Here is a 21,641-nt window from a genome sequence, read left to right on the forward strand (position 1 = left end):
TCTACAAAGCCCAAGGTTAAGAGTACATCCTTGGCGGTTATGTTGGTAGGGGGAACATATTTAATAACACTTATTACTAAAAGGACAAATCCCCTGGGTTAGGCCCGCCGGGGAGGAAGGACCTCCCCGGCGGGATCCCGTCTAGTCGCTGTAGTCCCCGCCGCCCTTGGAGGAGGAGTTGGGGGCCTTCTCGGGGCCGAAGTCGGCCCTAACTCCCAATATCTTGCGTTCCGGGGAGGCGTTGTGGTCCCTGCGGCGCAGGGCCACCTCTAGCACCTTCTCGGCGGTGCCCTCGGCTCCGAAGGCCTTTATGAAACGCTCCGCCCACCAGGCTATCTCGTCCACTATGCGATCCTTGATGTGGTCCGGCTCGTTCATTATGGCGTCGTGGAAGGGCAGGTTGAGCTTCTTGTAGTCCCCGCTCTTGCGGCTCATGCCCTTGGAGTCGCACCAATCCACCATGCGGTTCCACAGCTCCGCGCTAACCCCCCTGGAGGGGTCCTTCACGTAGGAGCCGTCCTTTATCACCGCGTTGCCCGTGTCCTGGTCCATCTCAAGGCCGAAGACCACGTTCTGGAACAGGGTGGCCACGTTGCCCTTTCTTATGCCATACTGCCTGAAGGCCTTGACCTTCTCCAGGGGAGTGCCGGATATGCCGTGCTGGGCTATGGCCACCCCATAGGGGGCTATGGCGTCCGCTATCTCCTTGGTCCTGTTGAGGTCTATGCCCTCCACCACCCCTGCGGAGGCGTCGTAGGTGCCGTGAAGGCTCCCGTTGGATATGGCGAGGTAATCGGGGAACACCCCCCAGGCGTTGAGGCCCCCCACGAAGTACAGGGCCTCCTCCACGGTGGAGAGCTCCCCGGCCCCCTTTATCTCCCCCACCTCCACCTCAAGGCCCAGCCCGGAGGGGATCCAGTCCGCCAGGTCCCGAGTGGCCGTGAGGTTATCGTAGTCCGGAAGGTGAGACGCGTCCAACGCCACGGAGGTGAAACCCCGGGATATTATGTGCTGCAGGTGGAACACCCCCTTGAGCACGTCCTCCTCCCCCTTGATGCCGTAGTGGTCCACGTGGAGGGCAAAGACCACCCCGTGACCAAGCTCCCTAGAGAACTCCAGGGCATACTCGGGGATGTTCTCGTAGTTGGCCCCACAATAGGTGGATTCAGACTTGGCGAGCTCAAGGTACACCGCCGCATCACACCTCTTGGCCCCCTTGAGAACCCCCTTGATGACCAGGGCGTTCCTGGCGTTGGCCGCAAGGGCTATGGCCCCCGCCTCCTTCATGGCCTCCGCCACGTCCCGGCCGCTCACCAAAGCCACGTCCTCCCCGCCAAAACGGGCCTGAACGTTCAACGGACGACGCTTCAACAGCTCCCTGTAAGAAACCTTGTTAACATCCACCATGGGGACACACTCTCCTTCCTGTCTCAACGGACCCCAAGGGCCCGAGATATCCGGCCTTTTGCCCCGTTATTTTAATCCAAAGGCAACCCAAGCGCCAGCCTCACGCTCTCCGTGGGGTTCCCCTGGTCATCCCAGCCCATCAGGTTGTAGAACATGATGAGGGCCTTTCGGTACTCCTCCGGGTCTATGGGCTTGCCCTCAAAGGGACCGTGGGGCAGGGGCTGATGAAGCCTGGGGGGGAGCATGTCGTCCTCCATTGAAAGCCCAAGCCGCCGGTTTATTATCCTGGCGGCGCAGTGCCCCCGATGACCCATCTTGGATATCTCGAGAAGGGACGTCCTCCAACCGGTCATGGACTCCACCAGGTCCGGTATCCGCTCCAGGGGGAAGTAGCTCCTGGGGGCGAAGACGAAGTAACATCCCCCCAAGTGGTTTATGGCCCCCCATATCTTCCAAAGCTCCGCCATGGCGGCCACCTTGGAGGGGGCGAAACCGGTCAGGTCCATGCTGTCCAGTATCCCCAAGGGCTTCACCGCCTCACATCCGAAGGACTCGGGGTTGGTGAAGAGGGTATCGTAAGGCACCTGCAGATGGTCCGCCCCGGCGGCGGCAACGCCGTAACCCAGGGCAACCCCCACCTTGCCCCGGGGGTCGTGCATGGCCATCTCCTGTCCCTTTATGGTGAGGCACAGCTTATCGCTTCCCCCGCCGATGCGGCGGGCCGCCCTGTAGGTACCCTCCGCCAGCACGTCGCCGATGCCGGTCCTGGTGGCTATGAGCTCCACCATCCGGAGCATGCCCTCCGCATCCCCAAAGCCCCTCAGGTTCGCCTCCCCGGGGGTCAAAACCCCCTCCTCCACACACTCCATGAGCCACGCTATCGTCATCCCGCAGGATATGGTGTCCATACCGAACCGGTTGCAGAGCTCATGGGCCTTCAGTATGGCCTCCAGATCGTCCACGCCGCAAAGGCACCCGAAGGAGGCCAGGGTCTCGTACTCGGGCCCCCCGTACCGGGGGTCCGCGTTGAACCTTCCTCCCCCGGCGACCCGCTTGCACCTCACCGCGCAGGCGAAACACCCTCCCCGGTCCAAAAGGTACCGGTCCGTCAGGGCCTCGTGACCTATCTCACCGGCCCCCTCAAAGATGCCCTCCCGGAAGTTGCGGGTGGGGAGCATGCCCATGGAGTTAAGGCCCATCAGGGTGGCGGAGGTACCGTACCGATGAAGCCCCATGGCCCCTGGATGATCCCTCCAACCGGAGAAAAGCCGCTGAAGCTCCGCCACCAGACCCCGGTCCTTGGGCTCCAGGGCCTTAGGGGGAGGACAGGCCACCGCCTTAACGTTCTTGGAGGCCATGACGGCCCCCATGCCCGCCCGGCCATTCACGTGATGAAGGTCGTTCACAAGGCAGGAGAACCTAACCCCCCTCTCCGCCGCGGGGCCCGCCACCACGGCGGTGCACTTGCCGTGCCGTTCGTAAAGGGCGTCCATGACCTCCCCGGTCTCAAGCCCCCTTAAGAACTCCCCGTCCAGCACCGAGACCTCCCCGCCCTCAACCCATAGGTAGCACATCCTCCCGTGCCGGCCGGTCATGACGATGGCGTCGATCCCCTGGGACCTCATGGCGGGGCCGAAGAACCCCCCCGCCTCGCTCTCCCCGTATCCGAACGACAGGGGGCTTCTGGCATAGGCCCCGTAACGGCACATGCCGTGGAAGGGCATGCCCGTGAGCAGCCCCGCCGCAAGTATGAACACGTTGTCCGGCCCCAAGGGGTCCACGCACGGGGAAAGCCTTTCCATCAACACCGGCAGGGCCAATCCCTTGGCGCCACCCCACCGGCGGCTCTCGGTCTCGTCCACCAGCTCCCGGCTGGTCCTGCGGGACGACAGGTCCACCCAATACCTGTTAAGCTCCATGCCCCACACCTCCGTTCCGGTTAAAGGAGTGCCTGAAACACTCCACCCCGTGATCGTCCACCGCCCCTACCGCCTGCATGAGGGAGTAACAAACCACCGGACCAGTGAAGACAAAACCAAGGGACTTAAGACGCCGCGAAAGGGCCCTTGACTCCTCGGTGCTGGGCGGAAGGGGCTCACGAATGGACCGGCGGCTAACTATGGGAACCCCTCCCACCGCCGACCATACCTGGTCGGATAGGCTGAGCCCCCGGTCCCACATTCGAAGCAGCGCCCTGGCGTTGTTCACCACACCCAATACCTTCGCAGGGCTCCTTATCATCATGGGCATCTGAAGCGCCGCCATCACCCCCTCTTCATCCATCTCCGCCAACCTCATGGGCTCGAAGTCCAGGAGGGCCCTCATGAGAAAAGGCCTCCTTTTGAGGATTAGAAGCCATGAGAGCCCGAACTGGAAAACCTCAAGGCAAAGGTGCTGAAATACCTTGAGCTCATCCCTCTCAGGGGTCCCCCACTCTTGGTCGTGGTACTGGATGTACAGGGGGTCCTGGAGCGCCCAGGGACACCTTACCTTATCATCCCCCATGGCTAACCCGGGCCACCCGGGTCTTAACCGCCGCATCCGCCACCGCCCCCGCCACCGCGGGCACCACCCGGGGGTCCAGCGGATCCGGTATTATCCGGTCCACCTCAAGGGAGTCCTGCACCACCGCCGCGATGGCCATGGCGGCGGCAAGCTTCATCTCCAGGTTTATCCGCCTTGCCCTCACCGCCAGGGCACCCTTGAATATCCCGGGGAACCCAAGGCAGTTGTTCACCTGGTTAGGGAAGTCGCTCCTGCCCGTGGCCACCACGAAGGCTCCCGCAGCCTTGGCCTCCTGGGGAAATATCTCCGGCGTTGGGTTCGCCATGGCGAAGACCACCGGTCGGTCCCCCATGGAACGGATCGAAGCCTGATCCAGCAGCCCCCCCTTTGAGACCCCTATGAAGACCTCCGCCCCCTTAAGGGCCTCCGATAAATCCCCCTTCACGCCGGCGGGATTGGTCCTGGCCGCAAGCTCCCGCTGGCGGTGCGACAGCCTTTCGTCCGAGGGGTCCATGACACCGTACCGGTCACAGAGCACCAGGTCCCGGGCACCAAGGTGCATCAGCATCTCCGCTATGGCGGACCCGGCGGCGCCTATGCCGTTCATCACGATCCGGCAGCCCTGAATGGGGGTCCCCCGGAGCTTGAGAGCGTTGAGAAGCCCCGCGGCCACCACCACCGCGGTGCCGTGCTGGTCATCGTGAAACACCGGGATGTCCAGCCTATCCTGCAGCTTCTCCTCTATCTCAAAGCACCGAGGGGCAGATATGTCCTCCAGGTTTATACCCCCAAATGAGACCGACACCTTGGCCACCGCGTCCACAAAGGCATCGGGGTCCCGCTCGTCAACGCAAAGGGGGAAGGCATCCAAACCGGCGAACCGCTTGAACAGGCAGCACTTGCCCTCCATCACCGGCAGGGCCGCCAGGGGGCCTATGTCACCTAGGCCCAGCACGGCGCTGCCGTCGGTCACCACCGCAACGGTGCTGCCCTTGGAGGTCATCTGGTAGGCCTCGTCGGGGTCCTTCTCTATGAGCCTGCAGGGCTCCGCCACCCCGGGGGTGTAGGCCAACGACAGGTCCTCCCGGGTCTCAAGGGGGACCCGGCTCTCCACGGATACCTTGCCCCGGTGGGCCCGGTGCAGCTCCACCGACCTCTGATAGACGTCGCTCATGGGAAACATCACTCCTTCCAACCTAAAACTACGCCAAGGAACCTGAAAAATCAAATGTTTATCAACCACACCGCAGGGTTTATACTTAAGGTTAACCACGGGCGGGGAGGATAGTTCATTGCGCGCAGCGGACCCCTACAGCTTGATACTTGCGTTCCTGATGATCCAGCTGGCCGCATTAGGGGCACTATTGGCGGACCTTCAAAGGGACCGGGACATCAGGGACCTGGGATTCCTATTGGGCCGGGTTCTGCAGATCTTCGGGTGGTCCATGATATTCTACCGGGACGTGCTCCCGGATGGGATATCCGTCATCTTGGGCAACTCCCTCATGTTCGCCGGCATATGTCTGGACGCCGCCACGCTGGTAAAGCTGTCCCGGACACCCCCCCGCTGGTACCGCCGGGCTGTGGCGGCCGCTTTGGCCGCCTTCGTAGGGACGGTGCTGTTGGAGCTCCCGGGGGTGCTCCAACGGGAGCGGGTGATGTTTATTTGCACGTTAATCCACGGGGGCCTCATGGGGTTGAGCTCCTACATGTTCTTCACCGCCCCCAAGGTCTCTCCCCTCCGCATGGTCCTATCCGCATCCTACGGGATCGCCGCTGCGATACTCTTCTGGAGGGGATGGTGGCTCACGGGGATAGGTTATTACCGACTCACGGACCCATCCCTACCCCAGGTGGCCTCCATACTGGCCGCCTTCGGCATATCGACGGTGAGCGCCATATCCTACGGGCTGCTCAAGAAGGAATGGGCCATACGGCAGATGCGGGTGCTGGCGGATCAGGACGGGCTGACCCATCTTTACAACCGCCGGGCCTTCATGAGGCTGGGGACCGAGATGTTCCAGCGGGCCCGTTCCCAAGGGACACCCCTCTGGGCCATGATGATAGACATAGACCACTTCAAGGAGATAAACGACACCTACGGCCACAGCACTGGGGACGAGATCATATCGGACCTGGCATTCGTGATGAACAAGGTGCTGGCGTGCCACGTCACATGCCGCTACGGGGGAGAGGAGTTCGCCGCCCTGGTGCTGGATCCAGATGCCTCTAAGGCCCGGGCCCTTGCGGAGGCCCTGATGGCGGAGGTCCGGCGGAGCTCCGTGATGGGCATATCATACACGGTCAGCATCGGCATCGCGGGGATGAGGGGGCACAAGAACTTGCTGGGCCTCATCAACGACGCGGACGCCGCCATGTACATGGCCAAACGCCTAGGACGAAACCGGATCGAGGTGTACCGGCCGGGAGAGCCCTCGGCCGATGAGGATCCCATGGGGGACCGCAAGGAGAGGGAGATGGAGGAGGCCCTGGGATGACAAAGAGCCCAAGCCCGGGACACCGCAAGGGGTAACCCCGTAGGGCCCCTGTCATACCCCATCCAGTGGCTAAAAAACAATTTTACTGCTACCATTGCCCAAGGCCCGAAGGCCCAAAGGAAGGACGTGATATGATGGGGCTTAAGGTGGAAAAGAACGACCGGGTAAGGGTTCACTACGAGGGCACCCTGAACGACGGCACCGTATTCGACTCCTCCGAGGGGAGGGAACCCCTGGAGTTCGTGGTGGGTTCCGGCGCGGTCATAGGGGGTTTCGACTCCGCGGTCATGGGCATGGCGGAGGGGGAGAGCAAGGAGGTAAGCATCCCCTGCGGCGAGGCTTACGGCCCCTGGAGCGAGGAGCTGGTGTTCAACGTCCCGCGGGATGCGTTCCCCTTCGAGCCCGAGGAGGGCATGGTGGTTCGTCTCAGCCTTCCCTCCGGGGAGGACATGGCCGCCACGGTTTGCGAAGCGGACGATCAGACGGTCACTCTGGACGCAAATCACCCGCTGGCCGGCAAGGATCTCAACTTCCGCATAACCCTGGTGGGAATCGACCGCCAGTAGGCCGGAGCTTGAGGACCTAGGGGGGTAAGGTGGGTCATGGGCGGACCTTACAACAGCTTCCTCGACCTGGCTAAGGAGCGGTTCAGCCTTAGGAGGTTCTCGGATCGTCCAGTGGAGGACCCGGTGCTGCTGCGGTGTGCGGAGGCGGCGCGCCTCGCCCCCTCCGCCTGCAACGGGCAGCCCTGGCGGATGTTCATGGCCAACCGCAAGGAGGTCACGGAACCACTTGGGGACGTGGCCTTCGGCGGAACCTACGGCATGAACTCCTTCGCCCAAAAGGCCCCAGCGCTTGTGGTCGTGGCATCCTCTCCCCTGCCCTGGACCGCCCGCATAGGGCAGTTCATAGGTGGCGTGCCCTTCGCCCCCTGCGACGCCGCGGTGGCGACGGAGCACTTCGTCCTCCAGGCCCAGAGCGAGGGGTTGGGAAGCTGCTGGATAGGCTTCTTCAACTTCAATGGGGTGGCAAGGTTCCTAAACCTCGATAGGGGACTTCGCCCCCTCTTCATTCTGGCCCTCGGGTACCCCCCGGAGGGGCTCACACCCCCCAAGCGGTCCCGCAAACCCCTGGAAGACCTGGCCAAGCTGCTCTGAAGAGAACCAGCACGGGCAACAGGGACACAAGGATGCAGGGGCAATGGACGATCCCCCATTTAGGTTCCGTGGGCGGGGCAACGAACCCCCGCCCCGGGAACCTAAGCGGGCTGGCCGTCAGTATCCGACGGTCCCTTACCTCAAAGACCCTGCTGGAGCTCTGGCTTTCGGGACCAGCTACATGGACGCTCCGACCCGCCGGGCCTCCCGGATCACGTGGTACATTGAATCGTCCCCCTTGACGAACCCGTCTATCCCCAGGCTCCGCATGGCACTCCCCGCGGCGGGATCATCAACCCCCAGGGACAAGAGGGCTTCGGCGATCCTCTCCGCCTCGGCTCCATCGAGATCCGCCAGCACCGCCACCGCGTCCTTGGGGATCTCCTCGGTGGTGGCCAACACCACCAAGGGGGAGAGGTCCTTCTTCTTCGCCGCCCCGTCCCATGCGTCGGTGTACGTGGCCCCCGCGTCCACCTCACCGGACAGCACCGCCTCTATAACCCTGTCGTGGGTGCCTAGGAACAGAACCCCCCCGAGGTCCCTCTTGGGGTCCAGCCCGGACTTGGACATGAGCACCCTAGGATACAGGTAGCCGGAACCGCTGGAGGCGTCCACGAAGGCAAAACGCCTGCCCTTAAGGTCCGAAAGGCCCTTTATCCCCGAGTCCCGGCGGGCTATTATAAGACCCCTGTAGGAGGGACGGCCCTTCACCTTTGGGATTCCAAGAACCCTCATGGGCACCCTCTCCGCCGCAACCACGTACGCCAGCGGGGAGAACCAGGCCACGTCGAAGCGTCCATCCTTAAGCCCCTCCCCCAAGGAACCATAGTCATGGGAGACAAAGAGCCGGCAGCGTTTCCCGAGCTTCCCTGCGAGCCCCTCCACGATGGGCCCGTAGGAGGCCTTGATCTCCTCCGGGGAGGCGAACGGCGTAAAGCCCACCCACAGCTCATCCCGGGGCCTCACCGCAAGGGCCTTCCTTTGGAGCTCCTCCAAGCTGAGCCCCATTCGCCTTAAGCTCTCCGTGAGCTTAGATGCGGTCTCCGCCTCCTTGGACAGGAGCCGGTCCATCCCCTGGGCCTCCTGGGCCCCGGTTGAGGCGTCATCCGCCATGGCGGAGGTGCTCACCGCAAGCTCCTCCGCCAGCCTGGACTGGGCCAACACCATGTCGGTAATCTCCCTAAGACGCCCCCCAAGCTCCAGCGCCGCCGCCCCAGCCCCCTCCACGGAGGAAGACGTGGCCCTCATGACCGAGCTCCCCTCCAAAAGGCCGTTCCTGGTGCGCTCCATGGCGGTGGACACCGCCTTAAGCTTCTCCCTCAGATCCCCCATGGACCTGTCTATCCTGCCCGCTATGTCCTGGGTGGACAGGGCAAGGTTCCCCACCTCCCTGGCCACCACGGAGAAGCCACGCCCCGCATCACCCGCCCGGGCGGCCTCTATGGCGGCGTTCAACGCCAACATCTGGGTCTGTCGGGTCACCCGGCCTATCTGGGAGAGCAGGCCACTAACCTGGTCCGCCGCATCCACTAGCCCCGCCAACAGCTCCTCGTTGGCCCTGGCGGCCTGCTCCATATCCGATAGGAACTCGTCCATGCGGGACATGTCCGAAAGGGCCCCCTGGATCAGCTCCTTCGCCCCCGCCTCCAGCCGAGCCGCCTCGGTGGAGAACTCCTCCAGCCTCTTGAGCTCCCCCGAGAGGCTTAAAACCTCCCCGGATACCCTCCTCATCTTCTCCCCCATGGCGGACATCCTGTCCCTTATGGATAGAACCCCTCTCCTCAACTCCTCCGCCGCCTTGCCCTGAAGGGCCGCGTCGAAGAAGGACTGCTGCAGCTTAAGACCCATCTTCTCAACCGCGTCCAGGAGCAAGAGCACCGCAGACCTGTCCTCGGAAGACATAAGGAAACCTCCTCACCTTTAGGGGCCCGCTGTATCCCTCTCTCAAGGTCTCTCGGGAAGGTCCCGTTTTTTAAGCACGTTAAGAATTTTAAACCAATGGAACCGGCATCTTCAATCGATTTCATCCCATGGGGGTATTTACTCAGCCCCGGGACGGGTGTAATATCTACCAAAAAGATAGAGATGGTGGTGTTAAGGTGGCCATAAACCAGAAGTGCCAGTACGCCCTTCGGGCCCTTTATGAGCTTTCCCTTCACTATCCCTCAGGACCCGTGAAGATAGCCCATATAGCCCATTCCCAGGGGATACCAAAGAAGTTCCTGGAGGGGATACTGGGGCTTCTCAAGTCCTTGGGTTACGTCAAGTCCCATCGGGGCAAGGACGGAGGCTATTCCCTAGCTAAACCCCCGGGTCAGATATCCGTGGGGGAGGTAATCCGGGGGGTGCAAGGGCCCTTCTCCCCCGTGGAATGTATCATAGGGGAGGACCATTGCCAGCTGAAAGGCCGGTGCAGCTTCCGCCCCCTTTGGGAGAGGGCCAAGGCGGCCTTGGAGGAGGTTTACGACCACACCACCTTCCAGGATCTTTTGGACCAGGACAAGACCCCCACAGAAGGGGAACGGCTAGAATCGAAGGGAGGAAGCTCAGATGAACCAGACTAGGACCGTGTACCTGGACAACTCCGCCACCACGCCGGTGGATCCCAAGGTCGCGGAGGCCATGCTGCCATACTTCACGGAGCACTACGGCAACCCCAACAGCCTTCACCGTTGGGGAAAGAGCACCAGGGTTGCCATGGACGCCGCAAGATCTCAGGTGGCCTCCCTCATAGGGGCGGAGCCCAAGGAGATCATCTTCACCGGCGGCGGGAGCGAGGCGGACAACCTGGCGATAAAGGGGGCCGCCTGGGCCCTCAGGGAAAAGGGAAGGCACCTCATAACCAGCGCCATCGAACACCACGCGGTGCTGGACGCCTTCAAGTGGCTGGGGAAGAACGGCTTCGAGGTGACCATACTTCCGGTGGACCGGGAGGGCTTCGTGGACCCCGAGCAGCTCAAGTCCGCCCTCCGGGACGACACCACCCTGGTATCCATCATGATGGCCAACAACGAGATAGGGACCATTGAGCCCATAGAGGAGCTCGGGGCCATATGCCAAGACCGGGGGATCCTCTTCCACACCGATGCGGTGCAGGCGGCGGGACACCTGCCCCTGGACGTAAAGTCCCTGCCGGTGGACATGCTAACCATGGCGGCCCACAAGATGTACGGCCCCAAGGGCATAGGGGCCCTCTACGTCCGCAAGGGCATAAGGCTCACCCCCCTGATCCACGGGGGAGGCCAGGAGTTCGGCTTGAGGTCCGGCACCGAGAACGTGCCCCTTGCGGTGGGCTTCGGCGTTGCCGCGGAGCTGGCCTCCCAAAGGCTCGCAAGGGGGGAACACCTGCGGGAGGCGGATCTCAGGGATCGTCTAATAAGAGGGGTGCTGGACAACGTGCCCGACTCGTTCCTAACCGGAAGCCCCGAAAAGCGGCTCCCGTTCCACGCCAGCTTCTGCATACCCAGGATAGAGGGGGAGGCCATGGTGCTTCGACTGGACTTCGCGGGCATCGGGGCCTCCAGCGGCTCCGCCTGCACCTCCGGCAGCCTGGACCCAAGCCACGTGCTGCTGGCCCTGGGGCTCTCCCACGAGACCGCCCACGGCTCCCTAAGGCTCACCCTGGGCAAGGACACCACCGCTGAAGACGTGGACTACGTCATACAGACCCTGCCCCCCATAGTTAAGACCCTAAGGGACATGTCCCCCTACAAGGCCTAGGGAGCGGACATCAAGGACAGAATAGAAAAAGACTAGGAGATGATTACCATGGCGTACTCCGAGAAGGTAATTCAATACTTCATGAACCCGGTCAACGTGGGGGAGATGGAGAACCCCGACGGGGTCGGGGAAGTGGGGAACCCCAAGTGCGGGGACGTGATGAAGATATACCTTCGCATAAGGGATGATAAAATAGAGGATGTAAAGTTCCAGACCTTTGGCTGCGCCGCCGCCATAGCCACCAGCTCCATGGTCACCGAGATGGTGAAGGGCAAGACCATAGAGGAGGCCCTTCAGGTGACCAACAAGGACGTGGCGGACGCATTGGGAGGGCTTCCACCGGAGAAGGTCCACTGCTCCCTCCTGGCGGAACAGGGCATAAAGGCCGCCATAGAGGACCATCTGCGGCGCAAGCGGGGAGAGGCCGCCGCACAAGAGGGGGAGGTGTGCTTCTCAGATCATCATGACCACGAGGGGAGCGAAAGCCGTGCCGCCGATTGAAGGCAAGGTAACCGCGGTATGCATATCCGAGAAGAAGGGCACCGTGAAGGAGCGGGTAAGAGAGGCGCTGCTCAAGACGGACTTCGGCCTTGAGGGGGACGCCCACGGGGGATCCTGGCACCGCCAGGTGAGCCTGCTCGCCCAAGAGGACATAGACATGATGGCCCAAAAGCTGCCCACCGTAGGGAACGGCAGCTTCGGGGAGAACATAGGGGTCTGCGGCATAGACCTCCCATCCCTCCCGGTGGGCACGAAGCTGGAGGTCGGGGAAGCCCTGCTGGAGGTCACCCAGATAGGCAAGGAGTGCCACACCCGCTGCCAGATCTACCACGCCACCGGGGACTGCATAATGCCCAGAAGGGGAATCTTCTGCAGGGTGCTCCGGTCCGGCCTGGTGCGGGAAGGAGACCCCGTAAGGGTCTTGGAGGCATGAGCAAAAGCCCTCCGCCGCCCCGCGCTACGGGTCCGCGGAGGGCCCTTTTGGATTTTTAAATCTCAAAACCCAGATCAGGGGGTGAGGTCTTGGAGGATAAGAAAAGGGTCATCCAGGAATACGTCCCGGGCAAGCAGGTCACCCTGGCTCATATGATATGCAACCCCCGTCCGGAGCTCTGTTCCCTCGTGGGGGTGGAAAAGGTAGGGGCCATAGGCATAATGACCATAACCCCCGGGGAAGGGGCCATCATCGCCGCTGACATCGCCTCCAAGTCCGGAAACGTGAACATGGACTTCATCGATAGGTTCACCGGCTGCGTACTCTTCACCGGAGACGTGGCGGCGGTGGAGAGCTCCCTCGAGAACTCGGTGCGCACCCTGTCATCGGTGCTGGGTTTCACTCCAGCTCCAATCACCAGAACGTGATGACGACATCCCAGGAAAAGCACAAGCTAATGGTCATAGGCCCCTCCGGCGCAGGCAAAACCACCCTCCTAAAGGTCTTGGGGATGAGCGAGGCCTCCCCATGCAAAACCGAAGCGGTGTGCTACTCATCCAAGGCAGTGGACACCCCCGGGGAGTTCTTCGAGATCCCTCGCTTCTACCACGCCCTCATAACCTCCTCCACCAAGGCCCACCTGGTCCTTCTTGTGGCGGACCCCACAAGACACGTGCGCTTCCCATCGATGTTCACCCGAGCCATCAGGGCCCGCTCCATCGGGGTGGTAAACAAATCGGACCTGGTCTCCGAGGACCTGCTGCTCAAGGCCGAGGCGGAGCTCCGCAGGGCCGGGGTCTCCCAGGTGTTCCGGGTTTCAGCGGTCACCGGGGAGGGCTTGGAAGAGCTCAAAGGATACATGAGGGCCTGTGGGGTTATGGATCAACCGGTCAAGACCGAACCGGCCCCAGGACCACAAGGATAAAGGGCGGGATGCCGCCGCCCCTCCCGCCCCATTAAGTGATGCGACAGGAAGGGGAGTCTAAGTCATAAAAGGACCGCCACCAGATCCCTGTGAGGGGACGCTATGACCGATGAGCTCACAACCCCTCCCTCTTCGCCCAGCCTCTTTTCGCAAGCCCCCACAGAGGCCTCCACGCTCCCAAGATCCCCGGTGAAGACCACAAAACCCTTCCCCCCAAGCCCCCGGGCTATCCTTATCTCCAAAAGATCTATCGACGCCGCCTTGGCCGCCACATCCCCAGCGGTGATCGCCGCCACCGCCGATATGGTCTCCACCAACCCCAGCGCCTCCACCCCTTCAAACTCCGCGGTGCCGGTCAGCGCAGGTATCACCGAGGGGTGTACGTTTGGCAGCACGTGGGAATCCACGGTAAAAATACCACCCACCAATGCGGCCTTCCCCACGGCGGTCCTAACCGCATCCACCTCCCCGGATATTATGCTCACGTACTTGCCAGGACATATGGGGGAAGAGAACAACAGCCGGACGTCCGAAGCCTTTAACATCGCATCCGCAGCCTCCACGCCCTTGGGAACCGTCTTGTACTCCATAAGGCCTATGGCTAAGCTCAAAAACCGCACCCCCTTACGACACCTGTATCACCATGCGATCCCCCAACAACTCCACCACCACACCGGCCAAAGGAGCGTGAACCCCCGCAGACACCTCCCCCTCAGGCCTGGCCACCAGCTGACCCGGGGAAACCGTATCCCCCGGCGATACCAGCGGAACCGCGGGAGACCCTATGTGCTGCTTAAACTTCAAGACCAACTTCCCCCATGGGAAATCCACGGCCTCCCTCAAATCCGTGTGCACCGCCCCGTACTTCCCAAGACCCAGTCGTCCCAAAAGCTTGCCCGTAGGAAATCCCCGGTACCGCCGGAAAGGGTTCACCTCCCCAGGAGATGACCTGTGAGGATTCCTTATCCCCTGCCTGGACATCCTGAGCTTAAGCTCCCTGTTGAGCTTCCAGGGCTGAAGCCCCATGACACAAGCCACCTCGCACATGCCGCACTCACAACACAAAAAGGCCTCGGTGGACATGGCATCCTTCTCACAGGTGTCGTTGTACGCCGCAAGCCTCATGAGCTTGTCGGGCCTCAGCTTGTGCCCTAAGAGATACCGGGGACAAAGATCTGTGCAAAGCATGCAGTGACAGCACGCAGTCTTGGCAAGCCTCATCATCTCCGGAAGCTTCCTCATCTTGGAGACCACCAGCGGGTGATCCCTCGGGAGAACTATTATCCCCTTGGTGGTCTTAACCACCGGCTCCGATGGATCCTCCACCACACGCCCCATCATGGGACCACCATCTACGGCCACCCAATCACCCACCACCGCCCCACCACAGACATCCACCGCCTGGGCAAAGGACACCCCAACCGGCACCCGGATCGTGGAAGGACGAGCCACCTCCCCGCACACGGTTAGATACTTATGGGTGACCGGCAACCCCTCCAGGGCCCTGGATACGTTGTAAAGGGTCTCCACGTTGATGACCACCGCACCAACCTCCAACGGTATGCCGCCCTCCGGCACTATCCTACCCGTGGCCTCGTAAACCAACACCTGCTCGTCCCCGGCGGGATACACGTTGGGTAACACGTGAAGCCGCAGCTTGGGATACCTGCCTATCCCCCTCCCAAGAACCTCCAGTACCCCCTTGTACTTGCCCTTAAAAGCCAGGATGCCCTCCAGGGCACCTAAGCGGGAGACCAACAGGTTCATCGCCTCAAGAAGCTCCTCCCCGTGGGCCTCCGCCAAGTGCTGGTCCACCTCCAACAGGGGCTCACACTCCGCCCCGTTGAGTATCAGGTGTTCAACCCCACCCTTGAGCTTTACGTGGGTGGGAAAACCCGCTCCACCTGCCCCTACCACTCCCGCCTCCCTCACCCTGCTAAGAAGATCCTCCATAGGAACCCCTCCCAGACCCCATCATCAATAGCCAAACACCAGGGTCTTTATCACCACCGGAAGAACCCGCCCCCTCGCAAGGGGACGACCTATGTCGATGTAGTCCCCATTCCCAACCTTCACCCCGTCCAGGCTTACCACCTTGATCCCCTCGGGAAGCCTGCTGGAAAGCGCATAGCCCAAAGCCTTACCCATGTCCCGCTCCAGCAACACCACAAGCACCGGGGAGCTCGCCAGATACCCGCGCAGACCATCTATTATGCGCTCCGCCATCACCTGAACCTGTTCAAAAGAAGGGTTCGGGATCCCCCGGAAGGCAAAGGCAACGGTCTGATGAGCCCCCTCATAATCCATAAACCAAAGCACCTTCTCCCTCAGGGCCTGGGAAAGGCAACCCTCCTCCTCCGCCGGCGTAAGCTTCAGTATGGGGATGTTCCTCATGGGGAAAACCGCCTGATCGCTGAAACCTATGGTGCTGCCGCTAAGCTCCACCGAATGACTCCCCGCCCCTATCACGGTGGCCCTTATGGTCTCCTCAGGCCTCACCCCGCCTCCGATGGCAAACAGCCTGGTGGATCGCACGGCCCTTCCAAGCAAGACCCCGAGATCCCCGTAAGCAAAGGGATCAAGGTTATCCCCGCCGTAAACACAGTCCCCCACCCCACCGGATATGAATACCCCGTCCATAGGGATCCCAGGATCCCTCAAGTCATGGGACGTCAGCATATCCATCAGAAGCGGAGTCCTCGGGACGAGCTCGAAAAGCTCGTCCAAAAGGGCCGCCATCCTGGCGCATATCATTTCAGCCCCCTCAAGATCCAGCACATCCCCTTCCACAAGGTTTAACCCAAGGGAACTCAAAAGGGGAAAGACGGAGGGTGATACCCGCTGCACCACCCCCCCACTCGAAACCCTTATCAAACGCCCCCCCACGTTGAGACAGGAGGTGTCCGACACCTCCCCTTCCCGGAAGACCGCCACGTTGGAGGTCCCGCCCCCCATATCAACGTTCACCACCACGGAACCGGACCTCCTGGATAAAGCCTCCGCCCCGGAACCCTTGCCGGCCAGAATGCCCTCCAGATCCGACCCAGCAGTGGCCACCACGAAATCCCCCGCCAAACCCTCCATGCTCCTGAGAACCGATCGGGCGTTCTCCTTGCGAGCAGTCTCACCGGTTATGATGACCGCCCCCGCATGAACCTCCTCCCTTGCAACCCCCGCGATCCGATACTCCTCCTCGACTATCCGCCGGACAGCCTCCGCATCGATGGCAACCGGGGAGAGAAGAGGGGTGAAATGTATGCCGCTCCTGTACGTAACCCTCTTGTCCACCACCGCCACCCTCGGCACGGCACCAAAACCTCCACCCTCATCTATTATCAGCTCGCTGAATACCAACTGGGTGGTGGTGGTGCCTATGTCGATTCCCACGCTGGTAAGACGATCCGGCAACTTAACCAACCTCCTGGATAACCGCTCTCCCCCGCCCTAATACTCCTTGTCATAACCAGCGGGAAGGTTAATGTACATGGCCACGTAAAACGCGCTGCTAAGCCTGTTGAGGGCCCGAACTATGTCCTGCCTCAAAAGCCCCTGGTCCTCCCGATAAAAGGCCCGAAACGCCGCCAGCTCCGCCTCCCGAGCTCGGACCCTCAAAAGGTTCAACCCCGCACATATACGACCCATCGAATAGTGAGGCCTTATGTGACCCCGGCCAAAGGCCTTCCTGGGATCGTGCGACATGCCCCGCAGGGTGTCCCAGTCAAACCCAAGCAGCGGCAGCTCCTCCACCGGCGAACCGGTAACCTCGGCCCTCAAAATCGACCTTATGACCCCAAGGAAATCCTCCAAGCTCTCCGCCAGCTCTTGATTCCCCTCCTCAAAGGCCAGGGCCTGCAGGGCTATAACCTCCGCCTGAAGGGAGTCCAACTTACCCCTGAAAGCTATGACCGGATGCCCCTTGCTCACCAACCGATTGCCGTGAAGATGGGTCATGTGCTCCGGCTTCTGGGTGAAAGCTCCACCATCGGGGCCCACGAAACGGGGCCCCCCCAAGGCCTCCGAAGACCCGACAACCCCGTTCAAAGACCCCGACACCCCCCTAGACCTGCCCGAAGCCTCCTCCGCAACCGGATCCTCCACCACCAGTTCTATCTTCCGATCCGAAAGGTACTGCCTTGCCGAAGGGGTAACTATGGTACCCCGGTCCACCACGTACCGGCGAACATCCCTCGCCCCTATTTGAGCGCGAAGATCCTGCTCGGTTACAAGCTTCAAGTAGATCCCCCCCATCACTTCACTGGGAGGCCCAGTCCGCAGGGTAGGTCACGTAGAGAAACCTCACAAAATCAGGGGTGCTGAAGTGTATGGTGCTGTTGGCGGGGATGTATATCACGTCCCCCTTGTTACCCACCACCCTGCGCCCATCCACCACTATCTCAAGCTTACCCTCCATGACATAGTCTATCTCGTCGTACCTCAAGGTCCACTTAAAGGAGCTCCTCTCCATCTCCATAACCCCACAGCCAAGCCTGGGGCTCTCCTGAAGGGTCAGAACGTCCTTAAGAAACACCCGGTCCGATTCCTTGCCGGTATCAAACCTCTCCGGCTTAACCGTCCCAAGACGCACCGCAAGGACACCGCTCGGATCAACATGCTTTTCAAAACAGGCCTCCCCGCCGCCTGAGCCACCGACCTCCTCCGACAGGAGATCCCTCAAAACGTCCCGTATCATCGATTTAAGCTCTTCCCTGTCCAAACGGCACACCCCCTCACCGGCCCCCTCTGAAGAAGCCAACGGCCTGCGGGAAAAACTCCTGTAACGCCAATCCCCAAGCCCTCCCCGCAAGGGGCCTCTTAGCGGATCGGAGAACATCCAAACCCTCTTACTTTGCCTCTCCATTGGCAGGAGTGAACTTGCACGCCAGGATAACCGCGGTTATGCCGCCCACCAGCTTGCCCACTATCATCGCCAGTATCAATCCCCTCTCCACCCCGGCGGTGAAGCCCAGGTGATCCCCAAACACGAAGGCGGCGCTCACGGAGAAAGCCACGTTTATTACCTTGCCCCGCTCGTCCATGTCCTTCATCAACGTGAACATGGGAATGTTGTTCGCCAAGGTGGCCACCATCCCAGCGGCGGACACGTCGTTCATCCCAAGCCTCCTGCCAAAGGCCATGAGGGGCTGTTTGAAGACCTTGGTTATGAAGGAAACCATAGGAAAGGCCCCGGCCAACACGATGGCTATGGCCCCTATGACCCCGATGGCCTCCGAAAGGGGGGCCAACGCCATGGGAGACCCCTCGGGGAAGAACCGGAAGGGGGAAAGGGCCTCTATTATGCCCATCGCAAGCCCTATGGTTATGATGGACACCACCCCTTTGCCAAAGGCTATGAAACCCTTGATCATGGCCTCCGGTATCATCTTCAGCCCCAGGGCTATCAACACCGAGAACAACACCACCGGTATCAGGTTCATCAACATGACGTTGAAAGTGAACTCCTTGTCCAACATCAGAACGCCCCCCGGCGAAACAACCGAGCGGTATGGTTACCATCCCAAGCAGTATCCCCTTGGCGAGGGCGGCGTGATCCCTCTTCTCGATTATCCCCAGGGCCACCGGTATGGAGAAGACTATGGTGGGACCCATCATGGCTCCCAGTATGATCCCCGCGAAACGCCCCACCTGGGGGTTCTGGGCCATCTTCATGGCCAATGGGTACCCCCCCATGTCGCAGGCCAAAAGGGTGGTGGCGAACATGGCAGGATCCGCCCCCATCATCCTGTAGAGAGGCACTATCACAGGCTTAAGGATCTCCGCCAGCATGGGCGCTATGGTGATAACCCCTCCCATGGCCAGCATCAAGGATCCCATGGCCATGAACCCCTCCTCGAACTTCTCACCAAAACCCATCTTGCCCCCAAGGAACGCCTTATCTACCGCCCCAAGGACCATGAAACCGGTCATCACGTAGAGGATGATATCGTTGATGCCCATACAGGATCACCTCCAACCCCGATAAATACCCCGGGAAAAACGGGGAACTCACTTACCCAAAAGCGACTCGTCCACCTCCACGGAATCGATGATGCCCACTATCACCGCGTCCACCGGCACATGCTCCCTGTCGAAAACCATCCTTGCGGAGCTGCCCTGAGACACCAGAACGTGATCCCCTATCCCCGCCCCGGCGGCGTCCACCGCCACAAAACCATCCCTGGCACCACCCTTAACCGGTTGAACCACGAAGAACTTAAGGCCGTTCAAACTCTCGTCCTTCTTGGTGGCCCAAACGTTGCCCACCACCTTGGCTATTATCAACCGCCACACCCCCTGATCACGCTTATCCCCCTTATTCGCAGGAGGTCCATGCACAGCGGGGTTATTATGGCCTTGGGATCCACCCGCACCTCCCGGCAACCGTCAAAACACCGGTCCTTTACCTCCCTCTCAGACACAAGGCGCACTCCCCTTAGATCCAAAACCCCCTCCCCAAACGGGGCTCCAACACACCCATCGGGGGCTTCCTCCACCCGCTCTGCCCGCTCCGGAAGAGCAAAACACTCCGCCGGGGATGACACCACCCGGACGCCGAAGGCGCAAAGCCGGTCAAGACACTCCCTGTAGTGGTTCCCCAACGGGCTCCCAGGACGCAGCTGATCCATCCACTTAAGCCCCTCCCTTAGGACGTATGCCTTAATCCCCATGGACAGGCCTTCCACCAACCATCGGGAAACCGGATCACACCACATCCCAAGGGAAGAGGCCACCAGCTGGCACTGATCCAGCCGGGGAACCACCAGGGCCTCCAAACCATGAAGGCAGGGCTCTCCCCCCTCCAGGAACAAGGGCACAAAAGCCTCATCCCACGGGGAGGCAAGACAACCGGGCTCCCCTAGAACCAGAACCTTAGGACCCCCAGAAGGGACAGCGCTCCCCTCAAGGCTGAGCCTCCTCATTACCTCCCTTAACACCTGATCTATAAGCTTAGATTGATCCAAACGGATCACCCCCAAAGATCAACTCCCCTGAACCGGACACCCAAGGGCTATGCCCAGGGGGGTCACGAGGAACGGGCAGGAGGGGACAAAGGCAGGCAACCCCACCTCAGCGCTTATCACTTGATCCATCCGGGAGAACGAGCACGTCCCCCCCACCAGGAAGACCCTGCCCGCCCCGTCATCCCCCACGAAGCGCTTTATTATGGTTCCCATCTTCTGGAACACCGGCTTGACCACCGGCATAAGCTCTGACTGCATCCTAGGGTCCCTCTTTAGCGCCTCCGCATCTTCCAGCGATATGCCCCGGTTGCCCGCTATCACCAAGGACACATGGGTACCCCCCGTGGGCTCGTCAGCCACGGACACCAGCTTCCCATCCCTGAAAAGGGCTATGCCGGTGGTGCCGCCCCCTATATCCACCACCGCTCCATCCGATACGCCAAGGACCAGGTTAGCCGCGGTGGGCTCGTCCAGGACACCCTGCACGTTGAAACCCGCTCCCTCCGCCACATAGCGATGGGCCGCGGAGTCCCTGGAGGACGTCCCCGGGGGGACCGCCACCGCAGCCATCTCAAGCTCCACCCCAAGCCGTTCCTCCAAAATCCCCTTAAGCCTGCGAACTATGCCGGCGGCCCCGGCGAAATCAACCACAAGTCCATCCCGGACCACCGACGCCTCCTCCATCTCCCAGGACACGACGCGGCCCTCTAGGTCCACCACAGCTAAAACCACCGAGGCGGTACCAAGATCCACCCCAACCATCAGGGGACAGGAGAACTCCCCCAAGGGCTCCTCCCGGGTACGGAAAGCCCCCTCCAAGAACCGGTTGACCCTTTCAATCACCGCGGGGGCATCCCCGCATCCCAAAAGGTTGTTCATGGCACTATGTTCCCCCTCACGCCCTTTCTATAGCCGCAGGCGTTGGCCTCGTCGTAGTCTATGTGCATGGCAAGGCTGTACTTAGGGGAAACCCTAACCAGCACCTCTTCAAATATCACCGGCCTATCCCCAGGCACCCTCACCCTCACCCGGTCACCGTCCCTGACCCCCAGAAGAATCGCGTCATCGGGGGTCATGTGGATGTGCCTATGGGCCACTATGACCCCCTCGTCCAACCGCACCTCCCCATTAGGACCCCTTATGACCAGTTGGGCACTGCCCCGGATGTCCCCGGAGTCCCTGACCGGAGGGGATATCCCAAGGGTCAAGGCGTCGGTCATGGACACCTCCACCTGGGTCTTATCCCTCTCCGGCCCGAGAACCGCCACGTTCCTCATATCTCCCTTGGGCCCCACAAGGGTCACCCGCTGGGAGCACAAAAACTGACCCGGCTGGGAGAGGGGACGCTCCGGGGATAGAGAAGCCCCCTTCCCAAAGAGGGCCTCCACATGAGGGACGCTGAGGTGAACATGCCTTCCGGATGCCTCAACCTCAAAGGATATCCGTCCCCTGAGGGCCCATACCACCCGCTCCGCAAGGGCATCCAAGTCAAGCCCGGCGGGCAGACGACCCACCCCCTCCCTGGGGCGATCCATG

General features: G+C 61.4%; 24 protein-coding genes and 1 pseudogene. 9 read left to right on the top strand and 16 right to left on the bottom strand.

Annotated features, from left to right (window positions below; genetic code table 11):
- Window positions 1–141 precede the first annotated feature (141 nt).
- From THEVEDRAFT_RS07865 to THEVEDRAFT_RS07880, 4 genes are all read right to left on the bottom strand, one after another.
- Complete coding sequence (locus tag THEVEDRAFT_RS07865; protein WP_006584193.1) at window positions 142–1,407, bottom strand: class II fructose-bisphosphate aldolase; 1,266 nt, start codon at window positions 1,405–1,407, stop codon at window positions 142–144.
- A 71-nt stretch (window positions 1,408–1,478) separates the two neighbouring features.
- Entirely contained in the window at window positions 1,479–3,326 is a 1,848-nt protein-coding gene (locus tag THEVEDRAFT_RS07870; RefSeq protein ID WP_006584194.1) for an aldehyde ferredoxin oxidoreductase family protein, read from the bottom strand.
- Window positions 3,316–3,912, bottom strand: a complete 597-nt coding sequence (locus tag THEVEDRAFT_RS07875; protein WP_006584195.1) for a DNA-3-methyladenine glycosylase I — start codon at window positions 3,910–3,912, stop codon at window positions 3,316–3,318. The genes THEVEDRAFT_RS07870 and THEVEDRAFT_RS07875 overlap by 11 nt, the downstream gene beginning before the upstream one ends.
- A complete protein-coding gene (locus tag THEVEDRAFT_RS07880) occupies window positions 3,902–5,086 on the bottom strand; it encodes an NAD(P)-dependent malic enzyme (protein WP_006584196.1) in 1,185 nt (394 codons plus the stop codon). The genes THEVEDRAFT_RS07875 and THEVEDRAFT_RS07880 overlap by 11 nt, the downstream gene beginning before the upstream one ends.
- Window positions 5,087–5,228: 142 nt before the next feature.
- Between THEVEDRAFT_RS07880 and THEVEDRAFT_RS07885 the strand changes: the two genes are divergently transcribed.
- The 3 genes from THEVEDRAFT_RS07885 to THEVEDRAFT_RS07895 all read left to right on the top strand — a co-directional run bounded on the left by THEVEDRAFT_RS07885 (window position 5,229) and on the right by THEVEDRAFT_RS07895 (window position 7,567).
- Window positions 5,229–6,410, top strand: a complete 1,182-nt coding sequence (locus THEVEDRAFT_RS07885) for a GGDEF domain-containing protein (protein ID WP_245522647.1) — start codon at window positions 5,229–5,231, stop codon at window positions 6,408–6,410.
- A 131-nt stretch (window positions 6,411–6,541) separates the two neighbouring features.
- A complete protein-coding gene (locus THEVEDRAFT_RS07890) occupies window positions 6,542–6,976 on the top strand; it encodes an FKBP-type peptidyl-prolyl cis-trans isomerase (protein ID WP_006584198.1) in 435 nt (144 codons plus the stop codon).
- A 36-nt stretch (window positions 6,977–7,012) separates the two neighbouring features.
- Entirely contained in the window at window positions 7,013–7,567 is a 555-nt protein-coding gene (locus tag THEVEDRAFT_RS07895; RefSeq protein ID WP_006584199.1) for a nitroreductase family protein, read from the top strand.
- Window positions 7,568–7,744: 177 nt separating this feature from the next.
- On the opposite strand, the gene phnD is transcribed toward THEVEDRAFT_RS07895, so the two are convergent.
- Window positions 7,745–9,469: a phosphate/phosphite/phosphonate ABC transporter substrate-binding protein gene (gene phnD / locus THEVEDRAFT_RS07900; RefSeq protein WP_006584200.1), complete on the bottom strand. Its 1,725-nt coding sequence runs from the start codon at window positions 9,467–9,469 to the stop codon at window positions 7,745–7,747.
- A gap of 128 nt (window positions 9,470–9,597) precedes the next feature.
- On the opposite strand from phnD, the gene THEVEDRAFT_RS07905 reads away from it, so the two are divergent.
- The 6 genes from THEVEDRAFT_RS07905 to THEVEDRAFT_RS07930 all read left to right on the top strand — a co-directional run bounded on the left by THEVEDRAFT_RS07905 (window position 9,598) and on the right by THEVEDRAFT_RS07930 (window position 13,146).
- Window positions 9,598–10,131 carry an RrF2 family transcriptional regulator gene (locus tag THEVEDRAFT_RS07905; protein ID WP_156787145.1) on the top strand — a complete coding sequence of 178 codons (534 nt, stop codon included), beginning with the start codon at window positions 9,598–9,600 and terminating at the stop codon, window positions 10,129–10,131.
- Complete coding sequence (nifS, locus tag THEVEDRAFT_RS07910; RefSeq protein WP_006584202.1) at window positions 10,118–11,287, top strand: cysteine desulfurase NifS; 1,170 nt, start codon at window positions 10,118–10,120, stop codon at window positions 11,285–11,287. The genes THEVEDRAFT_RS07905 and nifS overlap by 14 nt, the downstream gene beginning before the upstream one ends.
- Window positions 11,288–11,335: 48 nt before the next feature.
- The gene (nifU, locus tag THEVEDRAFT_RS07915; protein WP_006584203.1) at window positions 11,336–11,788 is read left to right on the top strand and encodes a Fe-S cluster assembly scaffold protein NifU; all 453 of its coding nucleotides are present in this window, start codon (window positions 11,336–11,338) and stop codon (window positions 11,786–11,788) included.
- A complete protein-coding gene (locus THEVEDRAFT_RS07920; RefSeq protein ID WP_006584204.1) occupies window positions 11,775–12,221 on the top strand; it encodes an MOSC domain-containing protein in 447 nt (148 codons plus the stop codon). Before nifU ends, THEVEDRAFT_RS07920 begins: the two co-directional genes overlap by 14 nt.
- Before the next feature lie 89 nt (window positions 12,222–12,310).
- A complete protein-coding gene (locus THEVEDRAFT_RS07925; RefSeq protein ID WP_006584205.1) occupies window positions 12,311–12,649 on the top strand; it encodes a BMC domain-containing protein in 339 nt (112 codons plus the stop codon).
- A 29-nt stretch (window positions 12,650–12,678) separates the two neighbouring features.
- Window positions 12,679–13,146, top strand: a complete 468-nt coding sequence (locus THEVEDRAFT_RS07930) for a EutP/PduV family microcompartment system protein (protein ID WP_245522788.1) — start codon at window positions 12,679–12,681, stop codon at window positions 13,144–13,146.
- 62 nt (window positions 13,147–13,208) lie between these two features.
- Here the strand turns inward: THEVEDRAFT_RS07930 and THEVEDRAFT_RS07935 are convergent, their stop codons facing one another.
- The 11 genes and pseudogenes from THEVEDRAFT_RS07935 to pduL all read right to left on the bottom strand — a co-directional run bounded on the left by THEVEDRAFT_RS07935 (window position 13,209) and on the right by pduL (window position 21,640).
- The gene (locus THEVEDRAFT_RS07935; RefSeq protein ID WP_006584207.1) at window positions 13,209–13,757 is read right to left on the bottom strand and encodes a BMC domain-containing protein; all 549 of its coding nucleotides are present in this window, start codon (window positions 13,755–13,757) and stop codon (window positions 13,209–13,211) included.
- A gap of 13 nt (window positions 13,758–13,770) precedes the next feature.
- Window positions 13,771–15,099, bottom strand: a complete 1,329-nt coding sequence (locus THEVEDRAFT_RS07940; RefSeq protein WP_006584208.1) for a 4Fe-4S dicluster domain-containing protein — start codon at window positions 15,097–15,099, stop codon at window positions 13,771–13,773.
- Between the two features lie 24 nt (window positions 15,100–15,123).
- A complete protein-coding gene (gene eutA / locus THEVEDRAFT_RS07945; RefSeq protein WP_006584209.1) occupies window positions 15,124–16,554 on the bottom strand; it encodes an ethanolamine ammonia-lyase reactivating factor EutA in 1,431 nt (476 codons plus the stop codon).
- Between the two features lie 36 nt (window positions 16,555–16,590).
- On the bottom strand, window positions 16,591–17,379 hold the full coding sequence (locus THEVEDRAFT_RS07950; RefSeq protein ID WP_006584210.1) for a cobalamin adenosyltransferase: 789 nt from the start codon (window positions 17,377–17,379) through the stop codon (window positions 16,591–16,593).
- Between the two features lie 19 nt (window positions 17,380–17,398).
- The gene (locus THEVEDRAFT_RS07955) at window positions 17,399–17,899 is read right to left on the bottom strand and encodes a cupin domain-containing protein (protein ID WP_245522648.1); all 501 of its coding nucleotides are present in this window, start codon (window positions 17,897–17,899) and stop codon (window positions 17,399–17,401) included.
- Between the two features lie 88 nt (window positions 17,900–17,987).
- Window positions 17,988–18,617 (bottom strand): ethanolamine utilization protein EutH, encoded by a 630-nt coding sequence (eutH, locus tag THEVEDRAFT_RS10160; RefSeq protein ID WP_281054540.1) that lies wholly within the window; start codon window positions 18,615–18,617, stop codon window positions 17,988–17,990.
- Between the two features lie 64 nt (window positions 18,618–18,681).
- A pseudogene (gene eutH / locus THEVEDRAFT_RS10165) lies at window positions 18,682–19,101 on the bottom strand (ethanolamine utilization protein EutH); the annotation flags it as partial.
- Between the two features lie 48 nt (window positions 19,102–19,149).
- Window positions 19,150–19,425 (bottom strand): EutN/CcmL family microcompartment protein, encoded by a 276-nt coding sequence (locus THEVEDRAFT_RS07965; protein WP_006584213.1) that lies wholly within the window; start codon window positions 19,423–19,425, stop codon window positions 19,150–19,152.
- On the bottom strand, window positions 19,422–20,105 hold the full coding sequence (locus THEVEDRAFT_RS07970; protein ID WP_006584214.1) for a hypothetical protein: 684 nt from the start codon (window positions 20,103–20,105) through the stop codon (window positions 19,422–19,424). Before THEVEDRAFT_RS07970 ends, THEVEDRAFT_RS07965 begins: the two co-directional genes overlap by 4 nt.
- A gap of 18 nt (window positions 20,106–20,123) precedes the next feature.
- Window positions 20,124–20,984 carry an ethanolamine utilization protein EutJ gene (gene eutJ, locus THEVEDRAFT_RS07975; protein WP_006584215.1) on the bottom strand — a complete coding sequence of 287 codons (861 nt, stop codon included), beginning with the start codon at window positions 20,982–20,984 and terminating at the stop codon, window positions 20,124–20,126.
- On the bottom strand, window positions 20,981–21,640 hold the full coding sequence (gene pduL / locus THEVEDRAFT_RS07980; protein ID WP_006584216.1) for a phosphate propanoyltransferase: 660 nt from the start codon (window positions 21,638–21,640) through the stop codon (window positions 20,981–20,983). The genes eutJ and pduL overlap by 4 nt, the downstream gene beginning before the upstream one ends.
- Window position 21,641 lies beyond the last annotated feature (1 nt).

This window comes from Thermanaerovibrio velox DSM 12556 (assembly GCF_000237825.1).
GTDB classification, from domain to species: Bacteria; Synergistota; Synergistia; order Synergistales; family Synergistaceae; genus Thermanaerovibrio; species Thermanaerovibrio velox.